Below are 24536 nucleotides of genomic sequence, written 5' to 3'. Positions count from 1 at the left end.
TGCAGAGCGGCGGGCCTGTCCGCGACGCTCCGCGCGATCCCTCTCGTCGGCGCGTGCACTGCCGCGGCGAAATGCGAGGACCACGCGATCGACCCGCCGCCTCGGGGTCGCGGAAGCGCAGGCGGTTCGACGACATGACCTTTCGGACAGGCATGGGAACTGCGCTCGCTGTGGGCGTCGTGGTAGGATCCGCGCCGCGATGACGAACGACCTGCGGCGGATCTCCTGGCTCGTGCTCGTGTGTGGCCTCGGTTGTGGGCAGACGGGCGGGAACGCGACGACGCCGACGGGCTCGACGACCGGGGGCGAGGCGACGACGACCACCACCGGCACGACGGCCGCGCCGACCAGCAGCAGCACGACGGCGGAGCCGACCACCGGCGAGCCCGACCCGTGCGCAGCGTCGCCGCAGGCGCTGGCCGATTGCATCGACCCGGCGGCGTACGCCGAGGACCTGCAGTTCATCGCCGACGTGCGCACGCCCGGGACGCCGCATTGGCAGGCGGTGCAGGACCTGTGCGCCGATCGGTTGAGCGAGCTCGGGTACCAGGTCGTGTTGATGGATTACGGCACCGGGGTGAACGTGGTCGGGCGGCGGCTCGGCAAGACCACGCCGGAGCAGATCGTGGTGGTCGCGGCGCACTACGATCACATCTCCGATTGCCGCGGCGCCGACGACAACGCCAGCGGGGTGGCGGCGACCCTCGAGATCGCGCGGCTCCTGGCCAAGACGGAGTTCGACCGCACGGTCCACGTGGCCTGCTGGGACGAGGAGGAGGACGGGCTCATCGGCTCCGAGGCGTACGTGGCGGCGGCCAAGGCGGCCGGCGACGACATCGTCGTCGACTTCAACTTCGACATGATCGCCTTCACGTCGGCGGCCGAGGACAGTCAGACCGTGCCGGTCGGGTTCGAGCTGGTGTTCCCCGAGGCCTACGCCGAGCTCGAGGCCAACCAGTTCCGCGGCGACTTCATCGCCATCATGAGCAGCGCCAAGGCGAACGCGCACGCGACCGCCTACGCGGCGGCGGCCGACCGCATCGGCCTGCGCCGGGCCTTGATCGAGCTGCCCGGGGGTCAGGAGACGTCGGACCTGTTCGCCGACCTGCGGCGCTCCGATCACGCGCCGTTCTGGGACGCGGGCTATCCGGCGGTGTTCTTGACGGATACCAGCGAGTTCCGCTACGCCAATTATCATTGCATGGCCGGCCCCGACGAGGTCGCCAACCTGAACCTCGACTTCGCGGCCGCGGTCACGCGCGCGACGGTCGAGGCCAGCGCGGTGGCTCTCGGGATGTGAGCGGCCGGTCGCCCCTGCGGGCGATCCCGCGGCCATTCGTCGCATTGCGCCGAGGTACGCATGAGGTCGGCGCCGGCCCGTGCGGGAACTCCGGCCAATGGCCGGGGTCGACCGCAACGCCGGCGCAGCGGCGGCACGGCGAGGGCGCACGCCCATGCTCGTGCTCGGGGTATCGCCCTGTCGCTCGCAGGGTCGGGCGCCGGTCCCATTGTCGATTGGCCGCCCGGGCGCGCGCGAGCGGGCAGGGCGGGCCCGCGCAAATGCGACGATTCGCCCGGCGATCGGGCCAAAGCGCGGGTGCTTGCATTCGCGCGCGCGCCTCCGGCGAAATTCCCGGCGGCCGCCATTGCCAATTCGCGGCGCTTGACGGATATGGACCGCCCACATGATTAAATCCATCTCCGCATACGCCCTGCCGCGCCTCTCGGCCGGCGTCCTGTTTACATTGAGCGGCTCGCTGCTGTCGGCGGGTTGCCCCGCGGACTCCGGTGATACGACCGAGACCGGGACCGAGACCGAGACCGACAGCGACACCGACACCGACACCGCCGGCCCGACCACCGCGAACGTCGACCCGACCGAGACCGGCGGGGTGACGACGACCACCACCACGACCACCGATCCCGAGACCACGACCGGTCCGACGTCGACGACGACGACTTCCGAGACGACGACGACGACGGACGGCGAGACGACGGCGGTCGAGACGACGACGACCGGCGAGACGACGACGACGACGACGGACGGCGAGACGACGACCACCACCGGCGTGGTCGAGGAGACCACGACCACCGGGACCGAGACCGAGACCGGCGAGACGGAGACCGGCGAGACGGACACCGGCGGGCCCATCAAGCCCGAGGACTGCGAGGAGCTGCCGATCCTCGGCATCGAGCTGCTCAGCCAGCAGGAGTTCCAGCTCGAGAGCGCCGCGCCGGTGCCGCTGATCCGCACGCCGGGGACGCAGATGAGCATCACCGCCGACGAGGCGCTGTTCGACCTGCTGCGGATCATGTTCGACGGCGACATCGGCGTCGGCGTCCATCCCCTCGATCCGGACCCGAACCACGCGATCCCCAACTTCGTCAGCCAGTACGTGACCGTCAGCAGCGCGACGGTCACGTACCAGGAGGACCTCGAGGGCCAGGCCTACAAGAAGACGTTCGTCGCGGTGGCCGGCGAGCTCGAGGTCTTCGACCTGCTGTCGTCGCACCAGACGCACGGCCGCGTGCGCCACGTCGAGCTGCGCGAGATGGTGAAGAACGGCGACCTGCTCGAGCCGGTGGTCGACGGGACCTGCTACTGGATTCAGGAGGCGGAGTATGACGTGCGGCGGCCGAACGGCTGCACGCCGTACACGGACGACGCCTGCCCCGCGGAGCAGTTCTGCATGCCGGTCAACGCGATCGGCACCGACGGTGTGTGCGTGGCCGGCGGCGAGAAGGCGGAGGGCGAGGCCTGCGCGCTGGTCGACCCGAACGGCTGGGACTCGGACTGCGCGCTCGGCCTGCGCTGCGTCGACTTCGGCGACGGGCACGAGTGCGGCAAGGTCTGTGACGTGCTGTCGGACGCGCCCGGCTGCGCGGAAGGCACCCACTGCGGCGGCGGCTACAACCTGTGCCTGCCGCACGAGATGCTGCAGCAGAGCGGCGTCGACCCGGCGCCGATCGGCGAGCCGTGCGTCGACAACCCGACCGCGCTCTACTGCGGCGGCGACGGCCGGCCGGGCCACTGCTACGACGACGACGGCGCCGATGGCCCGCTGGTCTCGACCTGCCTGCCGTTCCTGCCGGCGCCGTCGCAGTGCGTGGCGCCGCAGACGGCTGGCTACGTGGCGTACAAGGCCGGCATCGACCGCTCGACGCTGTGGTGCTTGACGCCCTGAGCGTCGGGTGAAGGCTCGGGCGACGCCGCTCGATCGGCGTCGTCCTCGTCGCTCGAGCGCCTGGCGTGGAGCTCGTCGCGGGTCCGCTCGGCCGTGCGTCCGTCCGGGCCCGCGATCTCCTCGTCAGGCCGCGAGCGCCCGGGTGCGCGCGACTTGCGAGCGGCTGCCGCGTGAGTCGACAGGACGCCGTCCGGACGCAGGCTCGCGCGGCGAGAATGATGTGTCCGAAGGGGCAGGTCGATGCGGTGATCCGCCGCGCAGGCCGCGGCGCGCGCGGGCATCATGCGGTGCAGGAGACGACATGGCCAAGCAGAAGGCTCCCGAGGGCGACCTGAACACCTTCACCTGCGAGGCGTTCACGCACGCCGGGGTGACGCACCCGGTGTACCGCAAGGGCGCGGGGCCGGCGGTCCTCGTGATCACCGAGATGCCGGGCGTCTCGCCGCAGGTGCTCGGGTTCGCCGACCGGCTGGTGGCGCTCGGCCTGTCGGTGGCGCTGCCGCAGCTGTTCGGGACCCCGGGCTTCGACGCCGCCAGGGCGCGGCCGCTGGCGCGGCTGCGCGGCGCGGTCAAGGTGCTGGCGGAGGTGTGCGTCAGCCGCGAGTTCACGATGCTGGCGACCGGCCGCAGCTCGCCGGTGGTCGACTGGCTGCGCGCGCTCGCGGTCCACGAGCACGCGCGCTGCGGCGGGCCGGGCGTCGGCGCGGTCGGGATGTGCTTCACCGGCGGCTTCGCGCTGGCGATGGCGACCGAGCCGCGGGTGCTGGTGCCGGTGCTGTCGCAGCCGTCGCTGCCGCTCGGGCTGACCGCGCGCCAGCGGCGGAGCATCGACTGCGGGCCCGAGGAGCTGGCCGTGGTCGCCGGTCGGTGCGCGCGCGAGGGCCTGCAGGTGCTCGGCCTGCGCTTCCACGGCGACCCGCTGGTGCCGCCGGAGCGGTTCGAATTCCTGCGCGAGCGCCTCGGCGACGGCTTCGTCGCGGTCGAGCTCGAGCAGCGCGACGGCCACCCGGAGGAGATCTTGAAGAAGCACCACTCGGTGCTGACCGGCGGCCTCGTCGACGCGCCGGGCGAGCCGACGCACGCGGCGCTGCAGCAGGTGCTCGACCTGCTGCGGCGCAAGCTGCTGCCGGCGGCGTGAATGGTCGAGAGGGAATGTCCCTCAGGGCATGTTATATCAGGCATGTCCCACGGGACATGCTCTCGAAGGCATGTCCCCGAGGCCAGCAGCGCGATCGTATGTCCCGGGGCGCCGCTCAGCGGAGGTCGGTGACCTCCAGCGGCCAGCCGCGGCCGACGGCCACCAGCGAGTCGGTGGCGGCCAGCGCGGCCGGGTGGGCGAGCGGGGCCGGATTGCCCTTGGTGCCGAGGCCGAAGGTGCCCAGCGGGGTCACTGCGATCATGTCGAGCGCGCCCCCGCTCGCGAGCAGGCGCGTGACCGGCGGCGAGATCCGCTCCTTGCCGGGGAGGGCGACCTCGGCGAGCGGCTCGCCGTCGGCGTCGAACCAGTGCAGCCGGTCCTGGCTCTTCAGCACCAGGCGGCCGGCGCCGTCGAACTCGCCGAGCCACGCGTCCTTCAGCGGGATGCGGGCGAGCTCGCGGCCGTCGTAGGTGTCGTGGAGGACCCAGGACTCGTCCTCGCGCGACTGCCAGGCGGCGCGCCGACCGTCGGCCGAGATGCAGGGCCAGTCGTGGCCGCTCCACGGGGCCGGGAAGGCGCGGAAGGTCGCGCCCTCGCGCAGCCAGCAGCGCGGCACGTGCTCGCCGCGCTCGGAGTCGTAGACCGAGGCCTTGAACAGCGAGCCGTCGTGGCTGACGAACAGGGCGCAGGTGCTGCCGACGTCGTCGGCGGCGATCGTGGCGATCTCGGCGATCTCGCGGCCCGCGGCGTCGAGCTCGATCAAGCGGCCGGTGTCCTCCTCGGTGCGGACCAGGACGAAGGCGCCGCCGGTGGGCTCGATGGGCGCGGCGTCGAGGAGCTTCAGCGGCAGCTGCTCGCTGCCGGCGGCGGTGAAGCGGAACGCGTCGCCGCGGAACCACACCAGCGCGGCGTCCTGCCCGAGCGCGAGGGCGCCGGCGAAGTAGCCCGACCAGTTGTCGGCGCGCGCCAGCACGGCGCCGGTGGTCGAGCGCAGCTCGGCGGCCCGCTGGTCGGAGAGGCCGAGGATCAGCGCGCTGCCGTCGCGGGTGACCCTCGGCTCGTACTGCGGCGGGGACAGCTGCGCGGCCCGGACGGCGCCCTTGGGCAGCTGCTGGGTGAAGCGCACCGCGGCGTCCTGACCGAGGTACAGCACGCGGTCTTCGTCGACGCGGGCGACCAGGCCGTCGGTGGCGGCGGCCGAGCTGAAGTCGTCGACCTCGGCGGCCGGGCCGGCGAGGCGGAGGCCGGTCGGCTCGAGCGTGGCGACGAACAGCTGCTTGCCGCGGCGCACCAGCGAGAGGAGGTTGCCGTGGTCGTCGCGGTGCAGCAGGCCGAGGTGCGAGTCCTGCTGCACCTGCAGCTGCTGCTTGCGCGTGACCTCGCCGCGCTCGTCGGCCCAGACGACCGCGCCGGCGGCGGTGCCGATCACGAACGTGCCGGCGGCGGTGCCCTTGGCGAGGGCGGTGATCGGGCCGTCGGTCGAGGGGACGGTCTTGGCGATCGCGCCGTCGCGCAGCACCGCGGCGGCGCCGGCGGTGGCCGCAGCGACGGTGTCCTTGGCGATCGCGGCGAGGCCGACGACGGGGCCGTCGAGGGCGCCGAGGCGCACCAGCGCGGCGCCCGGCTGCCAGGCGGCGACGCTGCCGTCGGCGAAGCCGATCAGGGCGCGCGGACCGTCGGCCGCGAGCGCGGTCACCCTCGCACCTGTCTCGAGGGACACCTCGGCGACCGGCTCGCCGTCGCGATGGGCGCGCAGCTCGGTGCGACCGGCGGTGACGAGCACGTCCTCGGCGAGCAGGCCGAAGCTCAGCAGGCCGAGGTGCTGGGCGGCCCAGACGGGCTTGCCGAGGGCGGTCCGGCCGCGCTTCTGCGTCACCTCGTGGGCCTCGATCGCGCCGCTGTCCCAGCCGACCACGACCTGGGCGCCGCCGGCGGCGAAGGCGGCGCCGAGCCGACGCGCGGTGGCGGCGTAGGCGGCAGTGTCGGTGCTGTCGCCCTTCTTGATGTCCTTCAGCCAGGCGGCGTCGCGCACCTTCAGGGTGAAGGTGACGCTCGCGTTGGGCACGCTGCTGTGCGCCGACTCGAGGCACTCGGCGACGAGGTCGTGGAGCTCGCCGGGGCTGGCGTGGGCGTCGACGAAGTCGGCGCGATCGACGGGGGCGCCGGCGCCGAGCGCAGACAGCAGGCGCAGCGCGAGGATCGGGCAGAACGAGACTGTGACGCCCTTCTCGAGCGAGCGCACTGTCAGCTTGATCTCGGCGCCCTTGAGCGCGGCGACTTTGACGGAGTGAATGGCGGTGGACATGGGGGGGGACGCCGACCATCCCATCGCCGCAGTCGCTTGCGCATCAGGCGATGGCCTTAGGTGATGCGCCGGAGCGTCCGGGGCGATGTGGACGTTCGACGAGGTCGGGTCACGATCTGCCGCGAATGGAACCACCCTGAAGGCGAGATCTTCACTCGAGCTCTGCGACGGTCGGGAACCACGAGGTGAATGGGAGCTCGATCGGGGTGAGAGCATCGGCCGCTACGGCGTCGACGGGGGCGGTGACGCGTACGCGAGCTCGACCGAGGCGAGAGCATCCGCGGCGACGAGTGGACGCCGAGCCGCGGTGGGGCGAGGTGTCGGGGCGGCGTCGCGGTGAATCACTCGCGCCTCGTTCGGCAGCGTTCATGACATGCGAGGCGCGGGGAGCTTCGACCCGCGCGGGCTCGCCCGACGCGGCCCCGAGCGGAGCGCCGTCCGGGTGCGCGCGGCGAGGGTCCGGCGACGAAGGTAGCGAGCCGTGTGCGCGGCGGGGTCCTTCGCGCTATCCTGTCGCGCATGAAGTATTTGGCTTGTTTGACCCTTCTTCTGGCGCTGCCGGGGTGTACCGACAAGGGCAGCGACCCGGGCACCGAGAGCGAGACCGCGGACACCTCCAGCACCACCGCGCCGGACAGCACGAGCACCAGCGACGACTCGACGACGACGTCGACGACGAGCGCGACGGAGCCCACCTCCACCAGCGAGCCGGACGACACGACCGGGACCACGAGCAGCAGCACGACGGCGCCGATCGACGAGGCCTGCGCGTTCGTGATCGGCAAGGTGTTCGTGTCGAAGAAGCAGTACCCGTGCGGGCCGCAGCCCGACGACGTGCCGGTCGAGACCTGCCCCGACCGCGTCCGGTTCACGAGCGCGGACGAGTTCATGTACCAGAGCGGCGATTACGGGATCTCCGGCGCGTACACCTGCGAGGCGGGGACGATCGTCGCCGAGGCCGAGGGCGAGTCGTTCCAGGGCACCGTCGACGCGGCCGCCGGGGAGCTGGTGTGGAACGACGAGATCTTCGAGGTCGAGTGAGGCGCCGGCTGTCCCTCGGGACATGGACGGGGGGCGACAATCGTTCTACGATCGCGGGCTGTCATGCGCCGCCTCGCCGCCCTCGCCGTCCTCGCGCTCGCAGTCACATGTCTCTGGGGACAGCCCGGCGTCGCGGCGGCCGCTCCGCCGCCGGCGCCCGCCAAGGCGTACCTGCTGCGCCCGGCGCGGGTGTTCGAGGGCGCGAGCGAGCAGCCGCGCGAGGGCTGGGTGGTGCTGGTCCGCGGCGATCGGATCGCGGCGGTCGGGCCGGCGGCGCAGGTCGGCGCGCCGGCCGACGCCGAGGTGGTCGAGCTGCCGAACACGACGCTGCTGCCGGGGCTGATCGAGGGGCACTCGCACCTGCTGCTGCACCCCTACAACGAGACGACGTGGAACGACCAGGTGCTGCGCGAGCCGCTGACCGTGCGCGTGGCCCGGGCGACGAACCACGCCCGCGAGACGCTGCTGGCCGGCTTCACGACGGTGCGCGACCTCGGGACGGAGGGCGCGGCCGAGGCCGACGTCGGCCTCAAGCAGGCGATCCAGCAGGGCATCATCCCGGGGCCGCGAGTGCTGACGACGACGCGGGCGATCGTCGCCACCGGGACGTACGCGCCGAAGGGCTTCGCGCCGGAGTGGCACGTGCCGCAAGGCGCGGAGGAGGCCGACGGCGAGGACCTGGTCCGGGTGGTGCGCGGCCAGATCGCCCGCGGGGCCGACTGGATCAAGGTGTACGGCGATTACTCGTGGGGCCCGAAAGGCCAGGCGCTGCCGACGTTCTCGCAGGCGGAGATGGAGCGGATCGTGGCGACCGCGCGCGATGGTCAAAGGCCGGTGGTGGTCCACGCGAGCACGCCCGAGGGGATGCGCCGCGCGGTGCTGGCCGGGGCCGAGACGATCGAGCACGGCGACGGCGGGACGGCGGAAGTTTTTAAATTGATGGCCAAGCGCGGGGTGTACTTGTGCCCGACGCTGGCGGCGACCGACGCGATCCTGCAGTACGCGGGCTGGAAGAAGGGCGCGGCCCCGGAGCCGCAGGCGATCCGCGACAAGCGGGCGAGCTTCCGCGCGGCCCTGAAGGCGGGGGTGCCGATCTGCAACGGCAGCGACGTCGGGGTGTTCAGCCACGGCGACAACGTCCGCGAGCTCGAGCTGATGGTCGACTACGGGATGAAGCCGGTCCAGGCGCTGCGCGCGGCGACGGCGGTGAACGCGAAGATGCTTCACATGGCCGACAGCATCGGCCAGGTCAAGGTCGGGCTGCTCGCCGACCTGGTCGCCGTCGAGGGCGACCCGACGCGCTCGATCGGGGCGCTGCGGCAGGTCCGCTTCGTCATGAAGGGCGGGACGATCCACCGCAGGTGACGGTGGTAGTGGCTGGCGCCGGGGGCATGTCCTGCGGGACATGCCCGATCGGATAGGTGCGGAAAGGCAATGACCGCCGGGGACGGCGGCCCCTGGCCCGAGCAGCATGGCCTTCGGGACATGCCCGTTCGGACAGCCATCGTGCAGGCCGCGCCTCGGTCCTGTTCGCGAGGTCACGGATCGAGGACGACGACGAAGCCGTCGCGGCCGCCCTGGCTGGTCTCGAGGCCCTCGCCGAGGTCGATGGCATCGTAAAAATTGCCGACGGCGGCCACGGATCCCGCGGCGGACGCGGCGACGTGGGCCCCGTACTGCTCCTGCGGGCCGCCGAGGCGCTTGCTCCACCCTGGCTGGCCGCCGGGGCTGAACCTGGCGACGAACACGTCGCGGTATTCGGCGGCGGTCAGAGGGCCGCTGCCGAGGTCGCAGGTGTCGTAGAAGGTGCCGATGGTGACGAGGTTGTCGAGGCCGTCGACGGCGACCTTCTCGGCGATCGAGCCGCCCTCGCACAGCTCGCGGCTCCACAGGTGGTCGCCGTCGCCGTCGAGCTGGGCGAGGTAGCTGACGACGATGTCGCCCTCGAGTGGGCCGCCGCCGAAGTCGAGGACGCCGCTGGTGCCGCCGGTGAGGGCGACACGGCCCTTGCTGTCGACCGCGAGGCCGCCGACGTCCTGGCTGCCGGCGTCGCCCCAGCGCTTGCCCCACAGAGCGTCGCCGGCCGGGTCGAACTTGATGAGGAAGATGTCCTCGGAGCCGGCGCTGGTGAGCGGGCCCGTGCCCGGGTCGAAGCTGCCGCGCAGGCCGCCGGTGACGAAGATGTTGCCCGCGGGGTCGGGCGCGATGCCGATGCCGACCTGCCAGTCCGGGTCGCCGAAGCCGGCGCTCCACACGTGGGCGCCGGCGCCGGTGAACTTGGCGACGAACATGTCGTTGCCACCCGCGGAGACGAGGGGGGCGCCGCCGAGCGGGAGCGAGCCGTAGAAGGCGCCGGTGATCAGGATGTTGCCGCCGGCGTCGAGCGCCAGATCGAGGGGAGCCACGTCCTCGCCGGCGATGAACGACTTGCTCCACACGTGCTGGCCGTCGCCGTCGAGGCGCGCGAGGAAGAGGCCGGTCTTCAGCGTGGGGTTCTTGAGGGGATCGCCGCCGAAGTCGATGTCGCCGTTGAAGATCCCGCTGAGCACGATGTCGCCGTCGTCGGCGATGGCGAGGCCGTATTCCGGGCCGCCCTGGTAGTCGCCGTCGCCGAAGCGCTTGCTCCACAGGATGGCGCCGTCCGGCGCGAACTTGGCGAGGAAGACGTCGTAGCCGGCGTGGACGAGCAGGCCGTCGCCGAAGTCGATGTCGCCGTTGCCCCACGCTGCGACGACGAGGTTGCCGGCGCCGTCGAAGGCGACCCGGGCGCCCTCGTCGTCGCCGGCCTTGCCGAAGGTGAGTCCCCAGGCGAACTCACCGTCGCCCTGGCACGGGTCGAAGCCGTCGCAGCTCTCGTCGCCGGGCTCGTCGCAGGTGTCGGGCGCGGGCACGACCTCGCCGACGCACGGGCCCCAGGTCTGGTCGCGGTCGCACTCCTGCTGCCCCGCGACGCACTCGCCGACGTCGAGGGTGCCGCCCGGGCCGCTGTAACAGCTCTGGATGTCCCCAGGGACACATTCGCCGACGACGCCGGTGTCGGTGGTGTCGGTGGTGGACGTGGCGTCGGTGGTGGAAGTGGTTTCGCTGGTGGTGGTCGTGGTGGTGTCGAGGGTCGTGGGATCGCTGGTGGGATCGCCGGTGGTGGGATCGACCGCGGTGGTGTTTTCGCCCGTCGTCGTGGTGGTGGGATCGGGACCGGTCTCGGTGGCCGGGCCGGTAGTCGTGGGCGTGGTCGATGGATCGGTGGCGACAGTCGTGGTCGTCGGACCGCTGGTGTCGGCGGGATCGGTGTCGGTCGACGCCGCCGGCCCGCCCGGACAGGCGGCGAGCACGACAGGGGAGAGGCGCAGTAGAGGAGTCCAGTTCATGGCGAGGCGTATAACCGGCTGCGATCGACGATGTTGCTAGGGCAAAGATGCGATCGATTCGTCGATCGTCCGCGCGCATTTTGGAGCGCCGGTCTCTTCGCATTCGCCGGCGCGCCAGCGACGATTGCGGGCACTCTACGCAATACGGGGTCCGGTGATTCGCGGTTGTCTCGCGATCACGCGGGCGAGCCGAGCAGCTGCTCGAGCGCGCGGGCGAGGCACCAGGCGCCGCGGGTGTCGTGGGCGTCGCGGGCGATGATGAACAGCGGCTCGACGCTGTGCAGGCCGAGGCCGGCGCGGGTGATCACGTGATCGAGGGCGAGGCGGGCGGCGCGGGCGTTGCCGTCGACGAAGGGGTGGAAGAAGCAGACGTCGAGGTAGACGCGGGCGGCGCGGACGGTCAACGGCTCCGCGGAGGCGGCCTCGGCGACGCAGGCGGTGAAGCGCTCGAAGGTGTCGGGGGCCAGGCCGTAGCGGTCGTGGCCGCCGCGGGCGAAGGCCTCGGTGGTGCGGAAGCGAGGCGCGTCGACGCCGAGGACCTGCGCCTGCCAGGAGGCGAGGACGTCGAAGGTCAGCGGATCGCCCGAGCGGGCGTGGGCCCGGCAGGCCGTCAGGGCGGCGAGCATGCGATCGGCGCGGACCGGGTCGCGGGGCCGATCGCGCTGTTCGATGAAGAGGAGGTGACCATCGTGGTGGAGCGGCGTCCGCCGCCGCGAGCGCGGGGGGTCGCGGAAGGCAGTGACGCGGGTCTCCAGCCAGGCGGCGAGGGCGTCGGGGCGCGGGGCGGTGTCCGATTCGCGGGCGGCGTCGGCGACGGCGAGGCCGAGCTGGGTGCAGGCCTCGCGGGCAGCGGCAGGGTCGGGCGCGCACCAGCTGGAAAAATGGCCGCCGACGACGTGCTCCACGGCGCGCTGGACGTCGCGACCGGCGCGGCCGAACGACTCGAGGCACCACAGGAGCGCGCGGGTGAAGGTGTCGTACCAGGCATCCTCGGCGCCCGTGCGCTCGACGACGAGCGGTAAGAGGCGGGCCGCGGCGCGCTCGACCTGATCGGCGAGCGGGAGGTCGGCTGTCTCTTGGTACAGGTCGGCGAAGGTCGCGGCGAGGTCGACGAGGTATTGCTGCCACTCGCCGAGCGCCGCGACGACGCGCTCGACTGTCGCCTGCGGGTCGGGGTCGTCGCGGCGGAACAGGCTGTCGCGCGAGCAGCACCAGCCGCGCACCGGACCGCCGCCGCCGGGCTCGCTGGCGGCCCAGTGCCAGCCGGACGCCCACGCGCCGTACTCGCCGACGAACTCGCGGTCGAACTGCTCGATGAGGGCGTCCCGGACCTTCTGCGGGACCGCGCGCCAGCTCGCGCCGCGATCGGCGACTGTCGCCTGCACGAGCCGCTCGACGATCCGCCGCGCCGGCTCGAGATCGAACTCGTGCCCGGCAGGATCGACGTCGGACCAGCGCGAGCAGGACACCGTCATCAGCATGGCGGGCAGGGTATCACGCTGCGGCCGAGGCGGGCCGCGGACGAGACGACTCCGTCCTCGGGGTGCGTAACACCGGCGAGATCGTGGCGTCCGGCGCGGCCGCGGGTGCTAGACTGGACGGCCATGGCTCGTCCGCGCGCGCGCAAGCTCGTGATCGCAATCGTCGTCGGGCTCGCGGCGGGTTGGTACTTCGCGTACCCATACGCGGTGGTGGCTTGGCTGGCGCGCTCGATCGCGGCGGCGACCACCGCGAGCGAGGAGACGGAGGCGCTGTGCCGGGCCAATCACTGGTTTCATTCGGGCTGGGCGCCGACGTATTCGGTGGCCACGCGCGACCGCGACGGCGCCGAGCTGCGGCCGGGGCAGGACGGCTCGTACGAGCGCGTGGCCGCGGTCACGCTGACGTGGAGGACGGGCCAGTCGGTGTCGCGCGAGCTGCTGACGCGCGACGGGCTGTCATGCGTGTTCGGTGAATGAGGGCGAGAGCCGCGGGGCGTGGATTGTCGTGATGTCCTCTGGGACAGGTTGATTTGCCGGCGGAACTCTCGCGGGGCAGGGCGCAGGTCGTCTTGAGCTCGGGGGTCTTCTGCGGGGCTTCATGGCTGTCGGCTTTGGTACGGCCGGCAAAACGGCTGCCTCTCGCGCGCGCCGGAGCGAGGCGCGGCGACGCGGGTGCGCGCGAAGAGCCCGGAGCGGCGGCGCCCGGGCTCGATCGTGGTCCCGGCGGGCTCCTGGCAAGAGCCCGCAGGCATCGTCGGTGCGGCGAGTGCGGTCAAGCGCTCGCGGCGAGTTTTGTCGGGGAAGCGATTGTGGTCATGCGGCGCCGCGCTCTTCTTCCTCTCCGCCTTCTTCGACTTCTTCGCCCTCTTCAGCTTCGCCGGTCATGGCTTGCATGGCCTCGTCGCGGGCCTGCTCGTACTCCTGGGCGATCTGGGCGGCCTCACGGTCGGAGAGCACTGCGCGGGCCATCGGGAACAGCTCGCCCTCCTCCTCGTCGACGTGGTGGCCGACCATGTCGGCGAGCACGTGGACCTTGGCGGACCACTCCTCGTCGCGCGGGGACATGGCGCCCAGCTCCTCGAGCAGGACGTCGACCTGGCGGTGCTCCTCGAGGCTGACGCGGATCTTCTCGGAGGCGCTCCGCTCATTGAGCAGCCGCGAATAGACGGTCGTCTCCTCGCCGCGCGAGTGCGGCACGAGCTTGAGCTGGATCTCGGCGAACAACTTCTGCGCGGCGTTGCCCTTGGCTTCCTTGAGCTGGTGCAGCAGCTCGCTCACTTCCTCGTGTTCGCGCTTCAGGATGTCGTAGATCTGGATCTGGGTCTTGGGCATGGTCGTGTTCCTTGTGGTTTGGGGTCAGTGGATCGGCAGTCGTCCGGTCCCGGCCGCCGATGCGAGGGGTTCGGGGGGACTGCCGGTCAGGTTGCTGAGATCGCCGTGCAAGCGAGCGCGCTCGGCGGCGAAGCAGGCGCCGAGGCCGATGGCCTCGCGGTCGCTGAGCGCGACCCTCGCCGTCGAGAACAGGCCGCGCTCCTCGTCGCGCAAGTGCCGGGCCAGCTCCTCGCACAGCGAGGTGATCGTGGGGCGCCAGTGATCGTCGTCGGTGAGGACGCGCTCGGCGTCGAGGAGGCGCACTTCGAGGCGCTTGTGCTCCTCGAGGCCCTGGAGGGCCCGCTGCTGGGTGGTCTTGACGTGGATCAGGTAGCTGTAGAGGACGCCCGCGGCGGCGCGCGCGTAGGCGACGTACTGGCGGCGCAGCTGGTTGAACGGCTGCAGTCGGTCAGCCCCGGGCTCGACGCCGCGGAGGCGGACGATCGAGCGCTGGAGCCGCTCGTGCTCCTCGCGCAGGTGCTGGAAGATCGAGGCCATGATGACGCTCCTCCGGCCTCCGCGAGCTCGGCGATACCGATCCGGCGGCCTGAAACGAAGGTGCGCGGATTTGTTGCATGGGCAAGAGACGGCGGCCGAACGACGTCGCGGTCGCGCACGGCGGCGGTCGATCGCTCGATGGGGCGAAGCCGCGGCAGAGTGAGGCAGAAGAGTCCGCCGCCGCGGCCGCGACGACGAAGGTCACTGCGAGCACGGTCGAGCTTCGCGCGCAGGACGCGACCTCGGACAATCCATTGGTTATTTTAGAGAAAACAAAACAAAGAAGAAACGAATTGCCGCTGCCGCGTCGGCTACTGGCTGTGGTTCGCTGCAGCGATCGCCGGAGGTTCGCCGAAGGTGGCGCGCGGCGAACGAGGGGCGCGAGGCGGGAGGGTAAAGCGTCGGGGCGTAGCCTTCGGGCGGTGACTCGGCTGCCGGTAATGCGAATGCCGGACCGCTCCGACGTTTGCGGGGCGAGGGCGCGGAGCACCGGCTGCGGTGATTCAGCAGAGCTGCGGGACGGGCCGCGGCGGCCGTGGGAGCAGCATACGCCCCCGCCCGAAGTTCGGGACGGAGACCGGTGATTCGTCCGATCGGGGGGCGGCATGGGGCGGTTATGAGGATGCGCGTCCCACTCGAAGTGCGGGACGGAGACTGGTGATTCGTCCGATCGGGGGGCGGTGATTCGCCAGTGATCGTTTGCGAGGGGCCGTGCGCCTGCAGCCGCGGGGGTGAGTGCGGGAGGGAGACCGGCGGCTCGTCCGATCGCGGGCGGCGTCGGGGATGGGAATGTGGGCCGGTTCCGCGTGCAGCCGCGGCGTGATTCGTCGCAGACGGCGACGCAGCGCAGCGTCGTGACGAGGATGCTCGCGCTGCGGCGGTCGCATGGCGTGAATCGGCCGGCCCACGCGCGAAGGCGTCGGCCGGCCTCGTGGACCCGCGAAGGCGGGCTGCTAGTGCGCCTTGGTCGGGGCGGGCTCGCCGGCGGGCTTGTCGGGCGAGGCGGCGCCTGCGGCCCCACCGGGCGGCTCGTGGCCGGGGTCGGGGGTGTGGACGTTGCTCGGGTTGGCGGCGCCGGCGGAGGGTCCGGGGGTGCCGCTGTTCGCGGGCTGGGCCGTGGGATGGGGGTTGGTGCGGGTGTCGGCCGGCGCCGGTGTTCCCGGGCCTGGATTGCGATTCGCCGGCGGGGGCTCTTTCGTGCGGTCGCCGCAGGCCGCGAGCGCGATCAGGCAGGCGAGGCCGAGCCGGAGGGGGGAAGCTTGATGGGAGCCCATGGTCGGTTCCTTTCTCGTGCGCGTCCCGATGGCACGACCGGTGGCGGCGTCATGGGGGCGCGGGGTCGATTTCTCTTTCGCGGGGGTAGCGATGGTGCGAGAAGGGCGCCCGGGCAAGGCGGACCTGCTCCAGCGGTTCGCCTGTCAATGCCAGCAGTTCCTCCTCGGTCGGGGCCCGTCCGTGGAGGGTGGTGAATTGCGCGCAGGTGCTGCGCAGCTCGGCCCGCGGGCGAGGTCCGGGTGCCGGCGGCGGCGCGAGGTGGCGACGGATCATGCGCCGGATCCACCACTCCGCGAACCGGTCGAAGCGGACGCCGCGGCGGGGATCGTAGCGCCCCACGGCCCATTGCAGCCCCTGGCTGGCGACGACGACCAGCTCGGCGCAGCCGCGCCCGGGTGGCCGCAAGGCGCGGACGAGGCGGCCGATCTGCTCATCGCGGGCGCGCAGGAGGTTCAGGGCGGCGTCCAGCGCCGCCTGGCGCCGCTCCAGGATGTCGCACCAGCGGCCGAGGGTGGGCTCGGCGAGGGGGACCGAGCGACGGGCGAGGATATCGCCGACGAGGCGGCGGACCACACAGCGGTCGGGATCGGCGGGCCCCAGGGCGTCGGAGGCGGCCCGACGCGCCGCTTCGTAGGCCAGGCGCGGGCCGAGGTCGTCGCTGCAGCCGAGGACCTGGGCGGCGGCTTCGAGGCGGCGCAGGGGGCCGTCCGGGCGCAGCTCGGGGTGCAGGGCCCGGTGCGCGCGCTCGGCGATCGAGGCGAGCGCGGCGGGCTGACCGAGCAGCGCGCGCCACAGGTCGGCGCGCAGCTCGAAGCAGCGGACGGCGGCGCCGGTGGACGGGTGGCGCGAGACGGCCCGCGCGTCGAGGGGACGGTCCCGTCCCGCCGGGGCCAGCGCGCGCGGAGAGAGAGCCGGGGAGCGGGCGGGGGTCATGACGGCGCTGAAGACCAGCGTGCTCGGGAGCGCGCGAGGTCGCAAGTCGCGGGTCGGACGAATCATTGTTCGTCGGCCGCGAGACTGCTGCGAGACGCCGGTGCGAACGACGGCGGAATCGCGGGTCGGGTCGCGGCTCTCGGCGATGCGCGAGGCGCGGTCGAGAAGCGACGGCGGACGCCTGTGCTTTGGGACAGCTGGTGAAGAAGTCTCGGATTGTTGCGCGGCGATTGCGGGTGGGGTGGGCCGAGGACCGGGGTTTTTCCGGGCGAGCGGATGCAAGGGGGACCGTCGAGGCTCTGCTGCGCGGACAGTGTTCCCGGCGAGCACGGGACAGCTAGCGCTTCGCGGACAGGGGGTCGAAGGTCGGCGTCTTCAGGGGCGCGGGTCAGGGGCGGCGTGGCGCGCTCTTACCTGGTCTTTCGAGCAGGTGGAGGATGGCCGGTCGCTCGGCGGCGGAGGAGCGAGGCGAGGTCAGGGGCGGCGTGGCGCGCTCTTACCTGGTCTTTCGAGCAGGTGGAGGATGGCCGGTCGCTCGGCGGCGGAGGAGCGAGGCGAGGCGCCCACAGGCGTCGCAGACGCGTCGCAGTCTCGCCGCTCGCAGTCGTCGGCCTGCGCCTGCTCGCTCCGCAGCGGGTACGCATAGTCCCGTGAGCCCGCGAGGCCGACGACTGCGGCGGAATCTTGGGAGAGGGCGCCCGGGGTGCAAGGCGGCGGTGATTTCAGCGACGCGGGCGGGCGGCAGACTCGGGGCAATCGCTCCGGGACACGCTGGAGCCGCGAGCGGCGGTGCGCTCGCCTCGCCGTCCGCGAATCGCGCCATGACTGGGAAGAACCCTGGAAGTTCGGAACTGTGATGAAGGCTCCAATTTTGCTCTCAACCGACGAAAAGCGTCGCGTCTCCCCGGTTCGTGCGGCGCCGAGCGGTTGCCGCCCTGGCCGACCCGTCCAAGGTTGGCCCGACGACGATGCGCGAAATCGCTACCGCGACGCAGCCGCCGAGTCCGCAGGGGGCGGGCACGAGCCGGGAGAATGGGCGCAAGGCCCGCGAGCGGACTCGCGTCGCGAATGTCCATTCGGCTCGCGCGTCGCGGCGCATCCTGTCGAGTCCGCGCAGTACGACCTCCCCGGAAAATTCCCGCGGGGGCGGGGCCGCGGGCGCCTGCGAGTCCGGCGAATCGGACGCCGCCCCGGAGGCGCCGAGACCGCCGGGCGCGAACGGCGGCGAAATCATGTTTGTGCTCATCCCAGGCGGCGCCCGCGGCAGGGCGCGGATCCGCGGTTTCGACGAGCTTGCGGATGACCGGGAGTCGGGCGAGGCCGGTGCGCCATTCGACCGCGAGCACACCGAGGACGTGGTCGGCGCCGTGAGCGGCGTGACGTCCGACGGCTATCATCAGCCCGGTGCATGGGGGAGTGTCGGGGGATCGGTGGTCGTCCACGCCGGGCCCGACGTCGAGGTCGCGTCGCGACGAACCCTGAACTGCGGTGCGTCCCTCGCCTGCGGGGCGGGCGATCCACGCGGCGAGCGGCGCCACCGGGCCAGTCCACAAAGTGAGCTCGAGGTCAGGGGTTTTTCCGTGCTGAACGACGTTGAGGTGTTTGTTAGCGTCGGGAGCTCCGACGCCTTCGGAGCTGGTGTGAACGAGGACGCAGCCAGTCACGCGGACGTCGGCGCGGACGCATCGCCCTCGCGGGCACGTCCGCGAGTGTTGATGGCCGACGATCACACGCTGGTCCGCGAGGGCTTGATGCGCTTGCTGGCGGCCGAGCTCGAGATCGTGGGGGCGGTGGCCGACGGCCGCGCCCTCGTCTCCGCGGCCGAACAATGCCAACCCGACGTGGTGCTCGTCGACGTGACGATGCCGCTGCTCAACGGCTTCGACGCGGCGCGTCAGCTGCAGCGCGCGTGCCCGCGGGGGCGGATCATCTTCGTCACGGTCCACGCCGAGCCGGATTACGTGCAGGAGGCGTTTCGCGCCGGGGCGCACGGTTATGTGGTGAAGACGGCCGCCTCGTCGGAGCTGCTGCTGGCGGTGCGTCGGGTGCTGGCGGGCGGCACGTTCGTGTCGCCGGGGTTGGTCTACGAGCCGCGGCCCGGCGCGCCCGAAGAGGGGCTGGCCGGGGGCGAGCTGTCTTCGCGTCAACGCGAGGTGCTGCAGCTGGTCGCCGAGGGTCGGCCGGCTCGCGAGATCGGCGACATCCTCGGCATCTCGCGCAAGACTGTCGAGTTTCACAAAGCGCGACTCATGCGAGTGCTCGGCCTGCGTACCGTCGCCGAGCTGACCCGCTACGCGGTCGAACACGGGTTGCTTCCGGGTCGCTGAGGCCCCACGCCACGAGAGGAGCGGACACGTGCTTGAACTTCATGGTCGATCGGGTACGTTGTTCATGGATGGTTGCATGCGACCGCGAGTGATTCTCGTCGACGACCAGGCGATGGTGCTCGAGTGCCTGAGCGTCTTGCTCGGCAGCGAGTTCGAGGTCGTCGGGGCGTTCACCGACGGCGCGACGGCGCTGGCGGCCGCGCGCGAGCTACAGCCCGACGTGGTGGCGCTCGAGCTCGAGCTGCCGACGCTGGGCGGGCTCGATCTGCTGCGCGCGCTGCAGACGAGCTCGCCCTGCCGCGCGGTGGTCGTCACGCGCCACGCCGATCCGCAGTGGGCCCACTCGGCCCTGGCCGCGGGAGCCCGCGGGTACGTGCTCAAGGACGCGTCGCCCGAGGAGCTGGTCGCCGGGGTGCGCACGGTCGCCGCCGGCGGCAGCCACGTCAGCCCGGCGATCGAGGCGCTGCTCAAGGGGACGAGCGAGACGGCGCCGCGGCGGCGCGGCGGCAACCTGCTCACCACGCGTCAGCGCGAGATCCTGGTCCGCGTCGCCTCGGGCATGGCGGGCAAGGAGATCGCCGGCGACCTGGGCATCGCGCTCAAGACGGTGGAGTTCCACAAGGCGCGGATCTCCCAGCAGCTCGGGCTGCGCTCGCGGGCGGCGATGACCCGCTACGCGCTCGAGCACGGGCTGGCGCCGCTGCGCAAGCGCGACTGACGAGCCGCCGTCGGCGAGCGGGACGTCCAGCTCGATGCGGGGTGCCGTGACCGGCGGGATGTGCAGCTCGAGACGGTGACGGTCCGCTCGCGGAAAGCGGGATGTGCAGCGCGACGCGAGTGCCGTCGTGACGAGCTGCTCTCGGTGAGCGGGATGTGCAGCGCGACGCGCTTGCTTTTGTGAACGTCCGCTCTCGGCGAGCGGATGTGCAGCGCGACGCGGTTGCTTTTGTGACGCTCAACTCTCGGCGAGCGGGATGTGCAGCTCGACGCGGGTGCCCTGGCCGGGGGCGCTGTCGATGTGCACGTGGCCGCCGAGGCCCATGATCCGCTCGCGCACGCTGAGGAGGCCGAAGCTGCGGCTCGTCGAGCGGTCGGCGGCGAGGCGCGGCGGATCGAAGCCCTTGCCGTCGTCGCTGACGCGGATCACGAGGATGTCGTCCTCGTCGCCGCCGACCTCGACGCGGGCCGCGGTGGCCTCGGCGTGCTTGACCACGTTGAGCAGCAGCTCGCGGACGCAGCGGAACAGCAGGTACTCCGGATCGCCGGCCAGGCGCGGCAGGGTGTCCTCGGCGAGCACGGCGATCGGCAGCTTGAACTGCGCCGAGGTCTCGCGGGCCAGCCAGCGCAGGCCGGCCACCAGGCCGAGGTCCTGCAAGATCGGCGGGCGCAGCTGGAACGTGACCGAGCGGACCGATTGGTGGGCGTCGTCGAGGAGGGCGAGGACCTCGCGCACCTTCTCGGCGTCGCCGCTGGTCGGCCTCAGCGCGCCGAGCTGCAGGCGGGCGGCGACGAGCTGCTGACCGAGGACGTCGTGCAGCAAGGTGGCGAGCTCGCGTCGCTCGTTCTCCTCGACGCGGAACAGCGCCGCAGACAGGTCGCGCAGCAGCGCGGTCTGCTGGGCGGCGGCCTCGATGCGCTGCTTCTCGGCGGTGATGTCCATCAGCACGCCGACGACGTGGCGCGCGTGGCCTTCGGCGCTGCGCTCGGCGGCGCGGCCCAGCTCGCGCAGCCACACGGGGGTCCGGTCGTTGCGCTGCAGGCGGAACTCGGCGGCATAGGCGGTCGATTCGCCGGCGATGAAGCGGGCGTGGGCGTCCTCGCGGGCGGCCCGATCGGCGGGGACGATCTGGGCCTCGAACCACTGCCATAGCGTGGCGCCCTGGGGCACCTCGCCGGGTGGGCGGCCGACGAGCTGCCACCAGCGCTCGCTCGGGGTCAGCTCGGCCGCTGGCCACGAGTAGTCGTAGGGGCCGGCGCCGCAGGTGAGGAGGGCGAGGCTGAGGCGCTCGTGCTCGAGGCGCAGGTCCGACTCGGCGCGCCGGCGCTCGGTCAGGTCGAACACGGCGGTGCGGAAGTACGTGCCGGCCTCGCCGGCGACGGCCGAGCGGCGGCTGATCAGCTGGACCGGGACGACGCGGCGCCGGGCCTCGATCTCGAGCTCGGTGACGACCGGCTCGGTGGCCCGGCGGCAGCGCAGCATGTGATCGAGGAACTTTCGGCGGTCGCGCAGGACGACGTGCAGGCGCAGCGGGCGGCCGACCAGGCGCTGGCGTTCGATGCCGAGCAACGAGGCGCCGGTGAGGTTGACCTCGCGCACCACGCCGTTGCCGTCGAGGGCGAGGTAGGCGATCGGGGCGTGCTCGTAGAGGTCGGCGTACCAGTCGAGCAAGGACTCGAGCGCCTGGACGTGGCCCGCGAGCGTCTCGTTGCGGACGATCAAGGCGTCGCGCAGGCGGTGGTGGTGCTCGTCGGTGTCGGCGAGCAGCGCGGTCAGCCGCGCGACCTCGGCGCGGAGGTGGGCGGCGTCGTCGAGGGGAGGACGGTGGGTCACGCCGAGGCGGTGGCGGGGGGCGCCGAGCTCGTGTCGAGCCGGGTGAGGTCGTGGATGGCGAGCACGACGAGGGCCGTGCCCGGGTCGCTGCCGTCGATGCGGGAGGCGTCGACGGCGAGCTGCATCGGCCGGCCGCGCACGAACTCGTGCTCGACGCGGAAGCCGGCGCAGCGGCCCTGGCGGGGCAGGACGTCGTCGAGCAGCCGGTGCAGCTGCGGGGCGTCCCAGGTGCCGCCGCCGAGGTCGTAGACGTGGCGGTGGAGGGCGTCGTCGGCGGACAGGCCGAACAGCTCGGTGAAGGCGCGGTTGATGGCCTGGACGCGCAGGTGGCCGTCGAGCACGACGAGCGGCTGGCGCACGACCTCGACGATGGCGCGGGTGCCGTCGCGGGCCTGGCGGAGCTCGAGCTCGTGGCGGCGGCTGGCGATGTCGAACAGGGCCAGGACGGCGCCGTCGATCCGGTTCTCGACGTTCTTGTAGGGGCGGATCCGCAGCGAGTACCAGTTGCCCTCGCTGTCGCGGACGTTCATCTCCTGGATCGTCACGGTGTCGATGACGCGGGCGATCAGCTTCTCAAGGCCCGGGCACTCGATGTTGGGCTTGATCTGGTTGATCGGGCGGCCGATGTCGGTCGGGATCAGGTTGAGCACCTTCTCGGCCATCGGCGTGAAGCGGCGGATGCTGAGGTCGGAGCCGACGATGACGATGGCGATCTCGACGCAGCCGAGCAGGTTGACGAGGTCGCTGTTGACGCGCGACAGCTCCTCGTTGCGGCCGTGGAGCTCCTCGTTGACGGTGTTGAGCTCCTCGTTGGTGCTCTGCAGCTCCTCCTTGGCGGTGTCGAGCTCCTCGTTGGTGCTCTGCAGCTCCTCGTTGCTCGACAGGATCTCCTCGTTGGCCGACTGCAGCTCCTCGTTGGCGGCCTCGAGGTCCTGGATGATCGACTGCAGGTACTCGCGGCTGGCCGCGAGTTCCTCTTGCAATTGCTTGACGCGCTCGTCGTCCGACGACGGCGGCTGCGGCGGGGACGCGGCGACCTCGGGCGCGACCTCGTCGGTGGCCCCGGCCTCTTCGAACAGGACGAGGAAGTGACGCTCCTCGCCGGGCACGGCCAGCGGGACGACGTGGAGGTCGAGCTCGTGGTTGGTGCCGTTGTGGGTGACCCGCAGGCCCTGCTTGTGGACCGGCTTGTCGGACTTGCGGGCGCCGTAGAGCGCGGTCTGGAGCCCGTGGAGCAGGCCCTCGCGGGCCATCTTGAGCAGGTTGAGGCTCTGGGCGGCGTCGCCGGGGGCAGGCTCGAGGTAGAAGCCGGTCTTGCCGCGGAACTGGATGATCTGGAAGTTCTCGTCGACGATCACGCCCGGCGGCCCGTAGCGATCGAGGACCAGACGATTGGCCTCGTTCTGGAAAGAGGGGGGCGTGTGCATCTCGGTGGACAAGCGCGCGCCGCGGTGGGGCGAGCGACTGGGGGTGTATTCGACGGGGATCTGGAAGTTGGAGGGGGTCTCGATCGGCCGCTTGACGAAGATCCGGTGCTTCTTGTCGATGACGGCGAACAGGTCGGTCTGGGCGCCGACGGTCTCGGCGCCGCCGAGCATGAGGTATCCGGACGGTTTGAGCGCGCAGTGGAAGACGGTCATCAGCTTGCGCTGGAGCACCGCGCCCATGTAGATGAGCACGTTGCGGCAGAGGATGAGGTCGAGCTTGGAGAACGGCGGGTCGCGGGTGACGTCCTGGCGGGCGAACACGCACAGGTCGCGCACGACCTTGGCGACGCGGTACTTGCCGTCGGTCTTGGTGAAGAACCGGCGCAGCCGCTCGGGCGAGAGGTCGGCGGCGATGCTGTCGGCGTAGAGGCCGTTGCGCGCCTGCTCGATCGCGGTCTCGCTGACGTCGGTGGCGAAGATCTGCACTGGCACCGCGCTCGACTCCTCGCCCAGGAACTCGAGCAGGGCGATGGCCACCGAGTAGGCCTCCTCGCCGGTCGAGCAGCCCGGCAGCCACAGGCGGATCGGCGACAGGCCCCGCCGCTGCTGCACGATATGCGGGAACACCTCGCAGGCGAGGGCCCGGAACGAGTCCGGGTCGCGGAAGAACCGGGTCACGTGGATCAGGAGGTCCTGGTAGAGCTTGGCGACCTCCTCGGGGTTCTCGCGCATGTACTTGATGTACTGCTCCACGCTGTCGAGCTTGTGCAGGACCATGCGCCGCTGCAGCCGGCGCCGGATCGTCGGCGGCTTGTAGTGGGTGAAGTCGACGCCGCTGGCGTTGCGCAGCATGGTGAAGATGCGGTGCAGCTGCTCCTGGTGGATGACGATCTCGTCGCCCGGGCGCCGCGCGACCGACGAGCGCACGTAGGGGTGACGGCCGATCTGCTGCAGCTCCTCGGCGATCCGCGCCGGCGGCAAGACGAGGTCGACGCTGCCGGTGGCGATGGCGGCCCGCGGCATGCTGTCGTAGCGGGCGGTCTCCGGGTCCTGGGCGATGGTGATGCCGCCGACGCCCTTGATCTCGCGCAGGCCCGCCGAGCCGTCGACGCCCGAGCCCGACAGGACCACCCCGACGGCGCAGGTCCCGAGCTCCTTGGCCAGGGAGGCCATGAACACGTCGATCGGGGTGTACTGGGTGCGGTCTTCCGGGCGCGGGGCGGGCACCAGCCGCAGCTCGGCGACGGTCAGCTGGATGCCGGGCGGCGCGAGGTAGAGGTGGTTGGGGGCGAGCGGGACCTCGTCCTTGACGAGGACGATCGGCATGGTCGTGTGCCCGTGCAAGATGTCGCCCAGGGCGCTGTCGCGGCCGCTGGCCTGATGGGCCACGTACACGAAGGCGACGCCGAGGTCGGCCGGGAGCGCGTCGAGGATGTCGGTGAAGGCCTCCAGCCCGCCGGCAGACGCGCCGATGGCGACGACCAGCAAGCGCCCGGCGGCGCGGCGGCTCGCGTCCGCCGACGCGTCGTCCTCGCTGTCGTCGGCGGCCTCGACGGGTTCGGCGGTCGCGTTCTCGGGCTGGGGAGGCGAGGGCGTGGACGGCATGGTGCGGGATGCGGCGTCATCGAGGGACCGA

The 24536-nt window shown here is 72.0% G+C and carries 17 protein-coding genes; 8 read left to right on the top strand and 9 right to left on the bottom strand.

The window, feature by feature from the left end; genetic code table 11:
* Window positions 1–199: 199 nt before the first annotated feature.
* The 3 genes from OV090_RS31370 to OV090_RS31360 all read left to right on the top strand — a co-directional run bounded on the left by OV090_RS31370 (window position 200) and on the right by OV090_RS31360 (window position 4323).
* Window positions 200–1300 carry a M20/M25/M40 family metallo-hydrolase gene (locus tag OV090_RS31370; RefSeq protein WP_267708334.1) on the top strand — a complete coding sequence of 367 codons (1101 nt, stop codon included), beginning with the start codon at window positions 200–202 and terminating at the stop codon, window positions 1298–1300.
* A 385-nt stretch (window positions 1301–1685) separates the two neighbouring features.
* Window positions 1686–3185, top strand: a complete 1500-nt coding sequence (locus OV090_RS31365) for a hypothetical protein (RefSeq protein ID WP_267708333.1) — start codon at window positions 1686–1688, stop codon at window positions 3183–3185.
* 301 nt (window positions 3186–3486) lie between these two features.
* Window positions 3487–4323, top strand: coding sequence for a dienelactone hydrolase family protein (locus OV090_RS31360; RefSeq protein WP_267708332.1), 837 nt, complete (start codon window positions 3487–3489; stop codon window positions 4321–4323).
* Between the two features lie 115 nt (window positions 4324–4438).
* Here OV090_RS31360 and OV090_RS31355 read toward each other — a convergent pair whose 3' ends face one another.
* Entirely contained in the window at window positions 4439–6628 is a 2190-nt protein-coding gene (locus OV090_RS31355; RefSeq protein WP_267708331.1) for a hypothetical protein, read from the bottom strand.
* A gap of 519 nt (window positions 6629–7147) precedes the next feature.
* On the opposite strand from OV090_RS31355, the gene OV090_RS31350 reads away from it, so the two are divergent.
* Window positions 7148–7669, top strand: a complete 522-nt coding sequence (locus OV090_RS31350; protein ID WP_267708330.1) for a hypothetical protein — start codon at window positions 7148–7150, stop codon at window positions 7667–7669.
* A gap of 63 nt (window positions 7670–7732) precedes the next feature.
* A complete protein-coding gene (locus OV090_RS31345) occupies window positions 7733–9034 on the top strand; it encodes an amidohydrolase family protein (RefSeq protein WP_267708329.1) in 1302 nt (433 codons plus the stop codon).
* 173 nt (window positions 9035–9207) lie between these two features.
* On the opposite strand, the gene OV090_RS31340 is transcribed toward OV090_RS31345, so the two are convergent.
* Together OV090_RS31340 and OV090_RS31335 are read right to left on the bottom strand one after the other, a co-directional pair.
* A complete protein-coding gene (locus OV090_RS31340) occupies window positions 9208–11037 on the bottom strand; it encodes a hypothetical protein (RefSeq protein ID WP_267708328.1) in 1830 nt (609 codons plus the stop codon).
* Between the two features lie 176 nt (window positions 11038–11213).
* Window positions 11214–12518, bottom strand: coding sequence for a Fic family protein (locus OV090_RS31335; RefSeq protein WP_267708327.1), 1305 nt, complete (start codon window positions 12516–12518; stop codon window positions 11214–11216).
* A gap of 123 nt (window positions 12519–12641) precedes the next feature.
* Here OV090_RS31335 and OV090_RS31330 point away from each other — a divergent pair, with 123 nt between their 5' ends.
* Window positions 12642–12995, top strand: a complete 354-nt coding sequence (locus OV090_RS31330; protein WP_267708326.1) for a hypothetical protein — start codon at window positions 12642–12644, stop codon at window positions 12993–12995.
* Between the two features lie 336 nt (window positions 12996–13331).
* Here OV090_RS31330 and OV090_RS31325 read toward each other — a convergent pair whose 3' ends face one another.
* The 4 genes from OV090_RS31325 to OV090_RS31310 all read right to left on the bottom strand — a co-directional run bounded on the left by OV090_RS31325 (window position 13332) and on the right by OV090_RS31310 (window position 16595).
* Window positions 13332–13850, bottom strand: coding sequence for a hemerythrin domain-containing protein (locus OV090_RS31325; RefSeq protein WP_267708325.1), 519 nt, complete (start codon window positions 13848–13850; stop codon window positions 13332–13334).
* Window positions 13851–13874: 24 nt separating this feature from the next.
* Window positions 13875–14387: a hemerythrin domain-containing protein gene (locus OV090_RS31320; protein WP_267708324.1), complete on the bottom strand. Its 513-nt coding sequence runs from the start codon at window positions 14385–14387 to the stop codon at window positions 13875–13877.
* A 953-nt stretch (window positions 14388–15340) separates the two neighbouring features.
* Window positions 15341–15661: a hypothetical protein gene (locus OV090_RS31315; protein WP_267708323.1), complete on the bottom strand. Its 321-nt coding sequence runs from the start codon at window positions 15659–15661 to the stop codon at window positions 15341–15343.
* Window positions 15662–15710: 49 nt separating this feature from the next.
* Complete coding sequence (locus OV090_RS31310) at window positions 15711–16595, bottom strand: sigma factor (protein WP_267708322.1); 885 nt, start codon at window positions 16593–16595, stop codon at window positions 15711–15713.
* Window positions 16596–17827: 1232 nt separating this feature from the next.
* Between OV090_RS31310 and OV090_RS31305 the strand changes: the two genes are divergently transcribed.
* Both OV090_RS31305 and OV090_RS31300 read left to right on the top strand, forming a co-directional pair.
* Window positions 17828–18922, top strand: coding sequence for a response regulator transcription factor (locus tag OV090_RS31305; RefSeq protein ID WP_267708321.1), 1095 nt, complete (start codon window positions 17828–17830; stop codon window positions 18920–18922).
* Window positions 18923–18998: 76 nt separating this feature from the next.
* Window positions 18999–19640 (top strand): response regulator transcription factor, encoded by a 642-nt coding sequence (locus tag OV090_RS31300; protein ID WP_267708320.1) that lies wholly within the window; start codon window positions 18999–19001, stop codon window positions 19638–19640.
* Between the two features lie 237 nt (window positions 19641–19877).
* On the opposite strand, the gene OV090_RS31295 is transcribed toward OV090_RS31300, so the two are convergent.
* On the bottom strand, window positions 19878–21473 hold the full coding sequence (locus OV090_RS31295; protein WP_267708319.1) for an ATP-binding protein: 1596 nt from the start codon (window positions 21471–21473) through the stop codon (window positions 19878–19880).
* Complete coding sequence (locus OV090_RS31290) at window positions 21470–24505, bottom strand: chemotaxis protein CheB (RefSeq protein WP_267708318.1); 3036 nt, start codon at window positions 24503–24505, stop codon at window positions 21470–21472. Before OV090_RS31290 ends, OV090_RS31295 begins: the two co-directional genes overlap by 4 nt.
* Window positions 24506–24536: the final 31 nt, after the last annotated feature.

Origin of the sequence: Nannocystis sp. RBIL2 (assembly GCF_026626745.1) — a bacterium.
Classification (GTDB): Bacteria; Myxococcota_A; Polyangia; order Nannocystales; family Nannocystaceae; genus Nannocystis.
The sequence above is the reverse complement of the archived record's forward strand: the minus strand, read 5'-3'. Positions and strand labels throughout refer to the sequence as shown.

What these genes read in the sequence shown, in the direction of transcription:
- OV090_RS31370 (WP_267708334.1), top strand. Translation starts at nt 200, where the DNA reads ATGACGAACGACCTGCGGCGGATCTCCTGGCTCGTGCTCGTGTGTGGC.
- OV090_RS31365 (WP_267708333.1), top strand. Translation starts at nt 1,686, where the DNA reads ATGATTAAATCCATCTCCGCATACGCCCTGCCGCGCCTCTCGGCCGGC.
- OV090_RS31360 (WP_267708332.1), top strand. Translation starts at nt 3,487, where the DNA reads ATGGCCAAGCAGAAGGCTCCCGAGGGCGACCTGAACACCTTCACCTGC.
- OV090_RS31355 (WP_267708331.1), bottom strand. Translation starts at nt 6,628, where the DNA reads ATGTCCACCGCCATTCACTCCGTCAAAGTCGCCGCGCTCAAGGGCGCC.
- OV090_RS31350 (WP_267708330.1), top strand. Translation starts at nt 7,148, where the DNA reads ATGAAGTATTTGGCTTGTTTGACCCTTCTTCTGGCGCTGCCGGGGTGT.
- OV090_RS31345 (WP_267708329.1), top strand. Translation starts at nt 7,733, where the DNA reads ATGCGCCGCCTCGCCGCCCTCGCCGTCCTCGCGCTCGCAGTCACATGT.
- OV090_RS31340 (WP_267708328.1), bottom strand. Translation starts at nt 11,037, where the DNA reads ATGAACTGGACTCCTCTACTGCGCCTCTCCCCTGTCGTGCTCGCCGCC.
- OV090_RS31335 (WP_267708327.1), bottom strand. Translation starts at nt 12,518, where the DNA reads ATGCTGATGACGGTGTCCTGCTCGCGCTGGTCCGACGTCGATCCTGCC.
- OV090_RS31330 (WP_267708326.1), top strand. Translation starts at nt 12,642, where the DNA reads ATGGCTCGTCCGCGCGCGCGCAAGCTCGTGATCGCAATCGTCGTCGGG.
- OV090_RS31325 (WP_267708325.1), bottom strand. Translation starts at nt 13,850, where the DNA reads ATGCCCAAGACCCAGATCCAGATCTACGACATCCTGAAGCGCGAACAC.
- OV090_RS31320 (WP_267708324.1), bottom strand. Translation starts at nt 14,387, where the DNA reads ATGGCCTCGATCTTCCAGCACCTGCGCGAGGAGCACGAGCGGCTCCAG.
- OV090_RS31315 (WP_267708323.1), bottom strand. Translation starts at nt 15,661, where the DNA reads ATGGGCTCCCATCAAGCTTCCCCCCTCCGGCTCGGCCTCGCCTGCCTG.
- OV090_RS31310 (WP_267708322.1), bottom strand. Translation starts at nt 16,595, where the DNA reads ATGACCCCCGCCCGCTCCCCGGCTCTCTCTCCGCGCGCGCTGGCCCCG.
- OV090_RS31305 (WP_267708321.1), top strand. Translation starts at nt 17,828, where the DNA reads ATGTTTGTGCTCATCCCAGGCGGCGCCCGCGGCAGGGCGCGGATCCGC.
- OV090_RS31300 (WP_267708320.1), top strand. Translation starts at nt 18,999, where the DNA reads ATGCGACCGCGAGTGATTCTCGTCGACGACCAGGCGATGGTGCTCGAG.
- OV090_RS31290 (WP_267708318.1), bottom strand. Translation starts at nt 24,505, where the DNA reads ATGCCGTCCACGCCCTCGCCTCCCCAGCCCGAGAACGCGACCGCCGAA.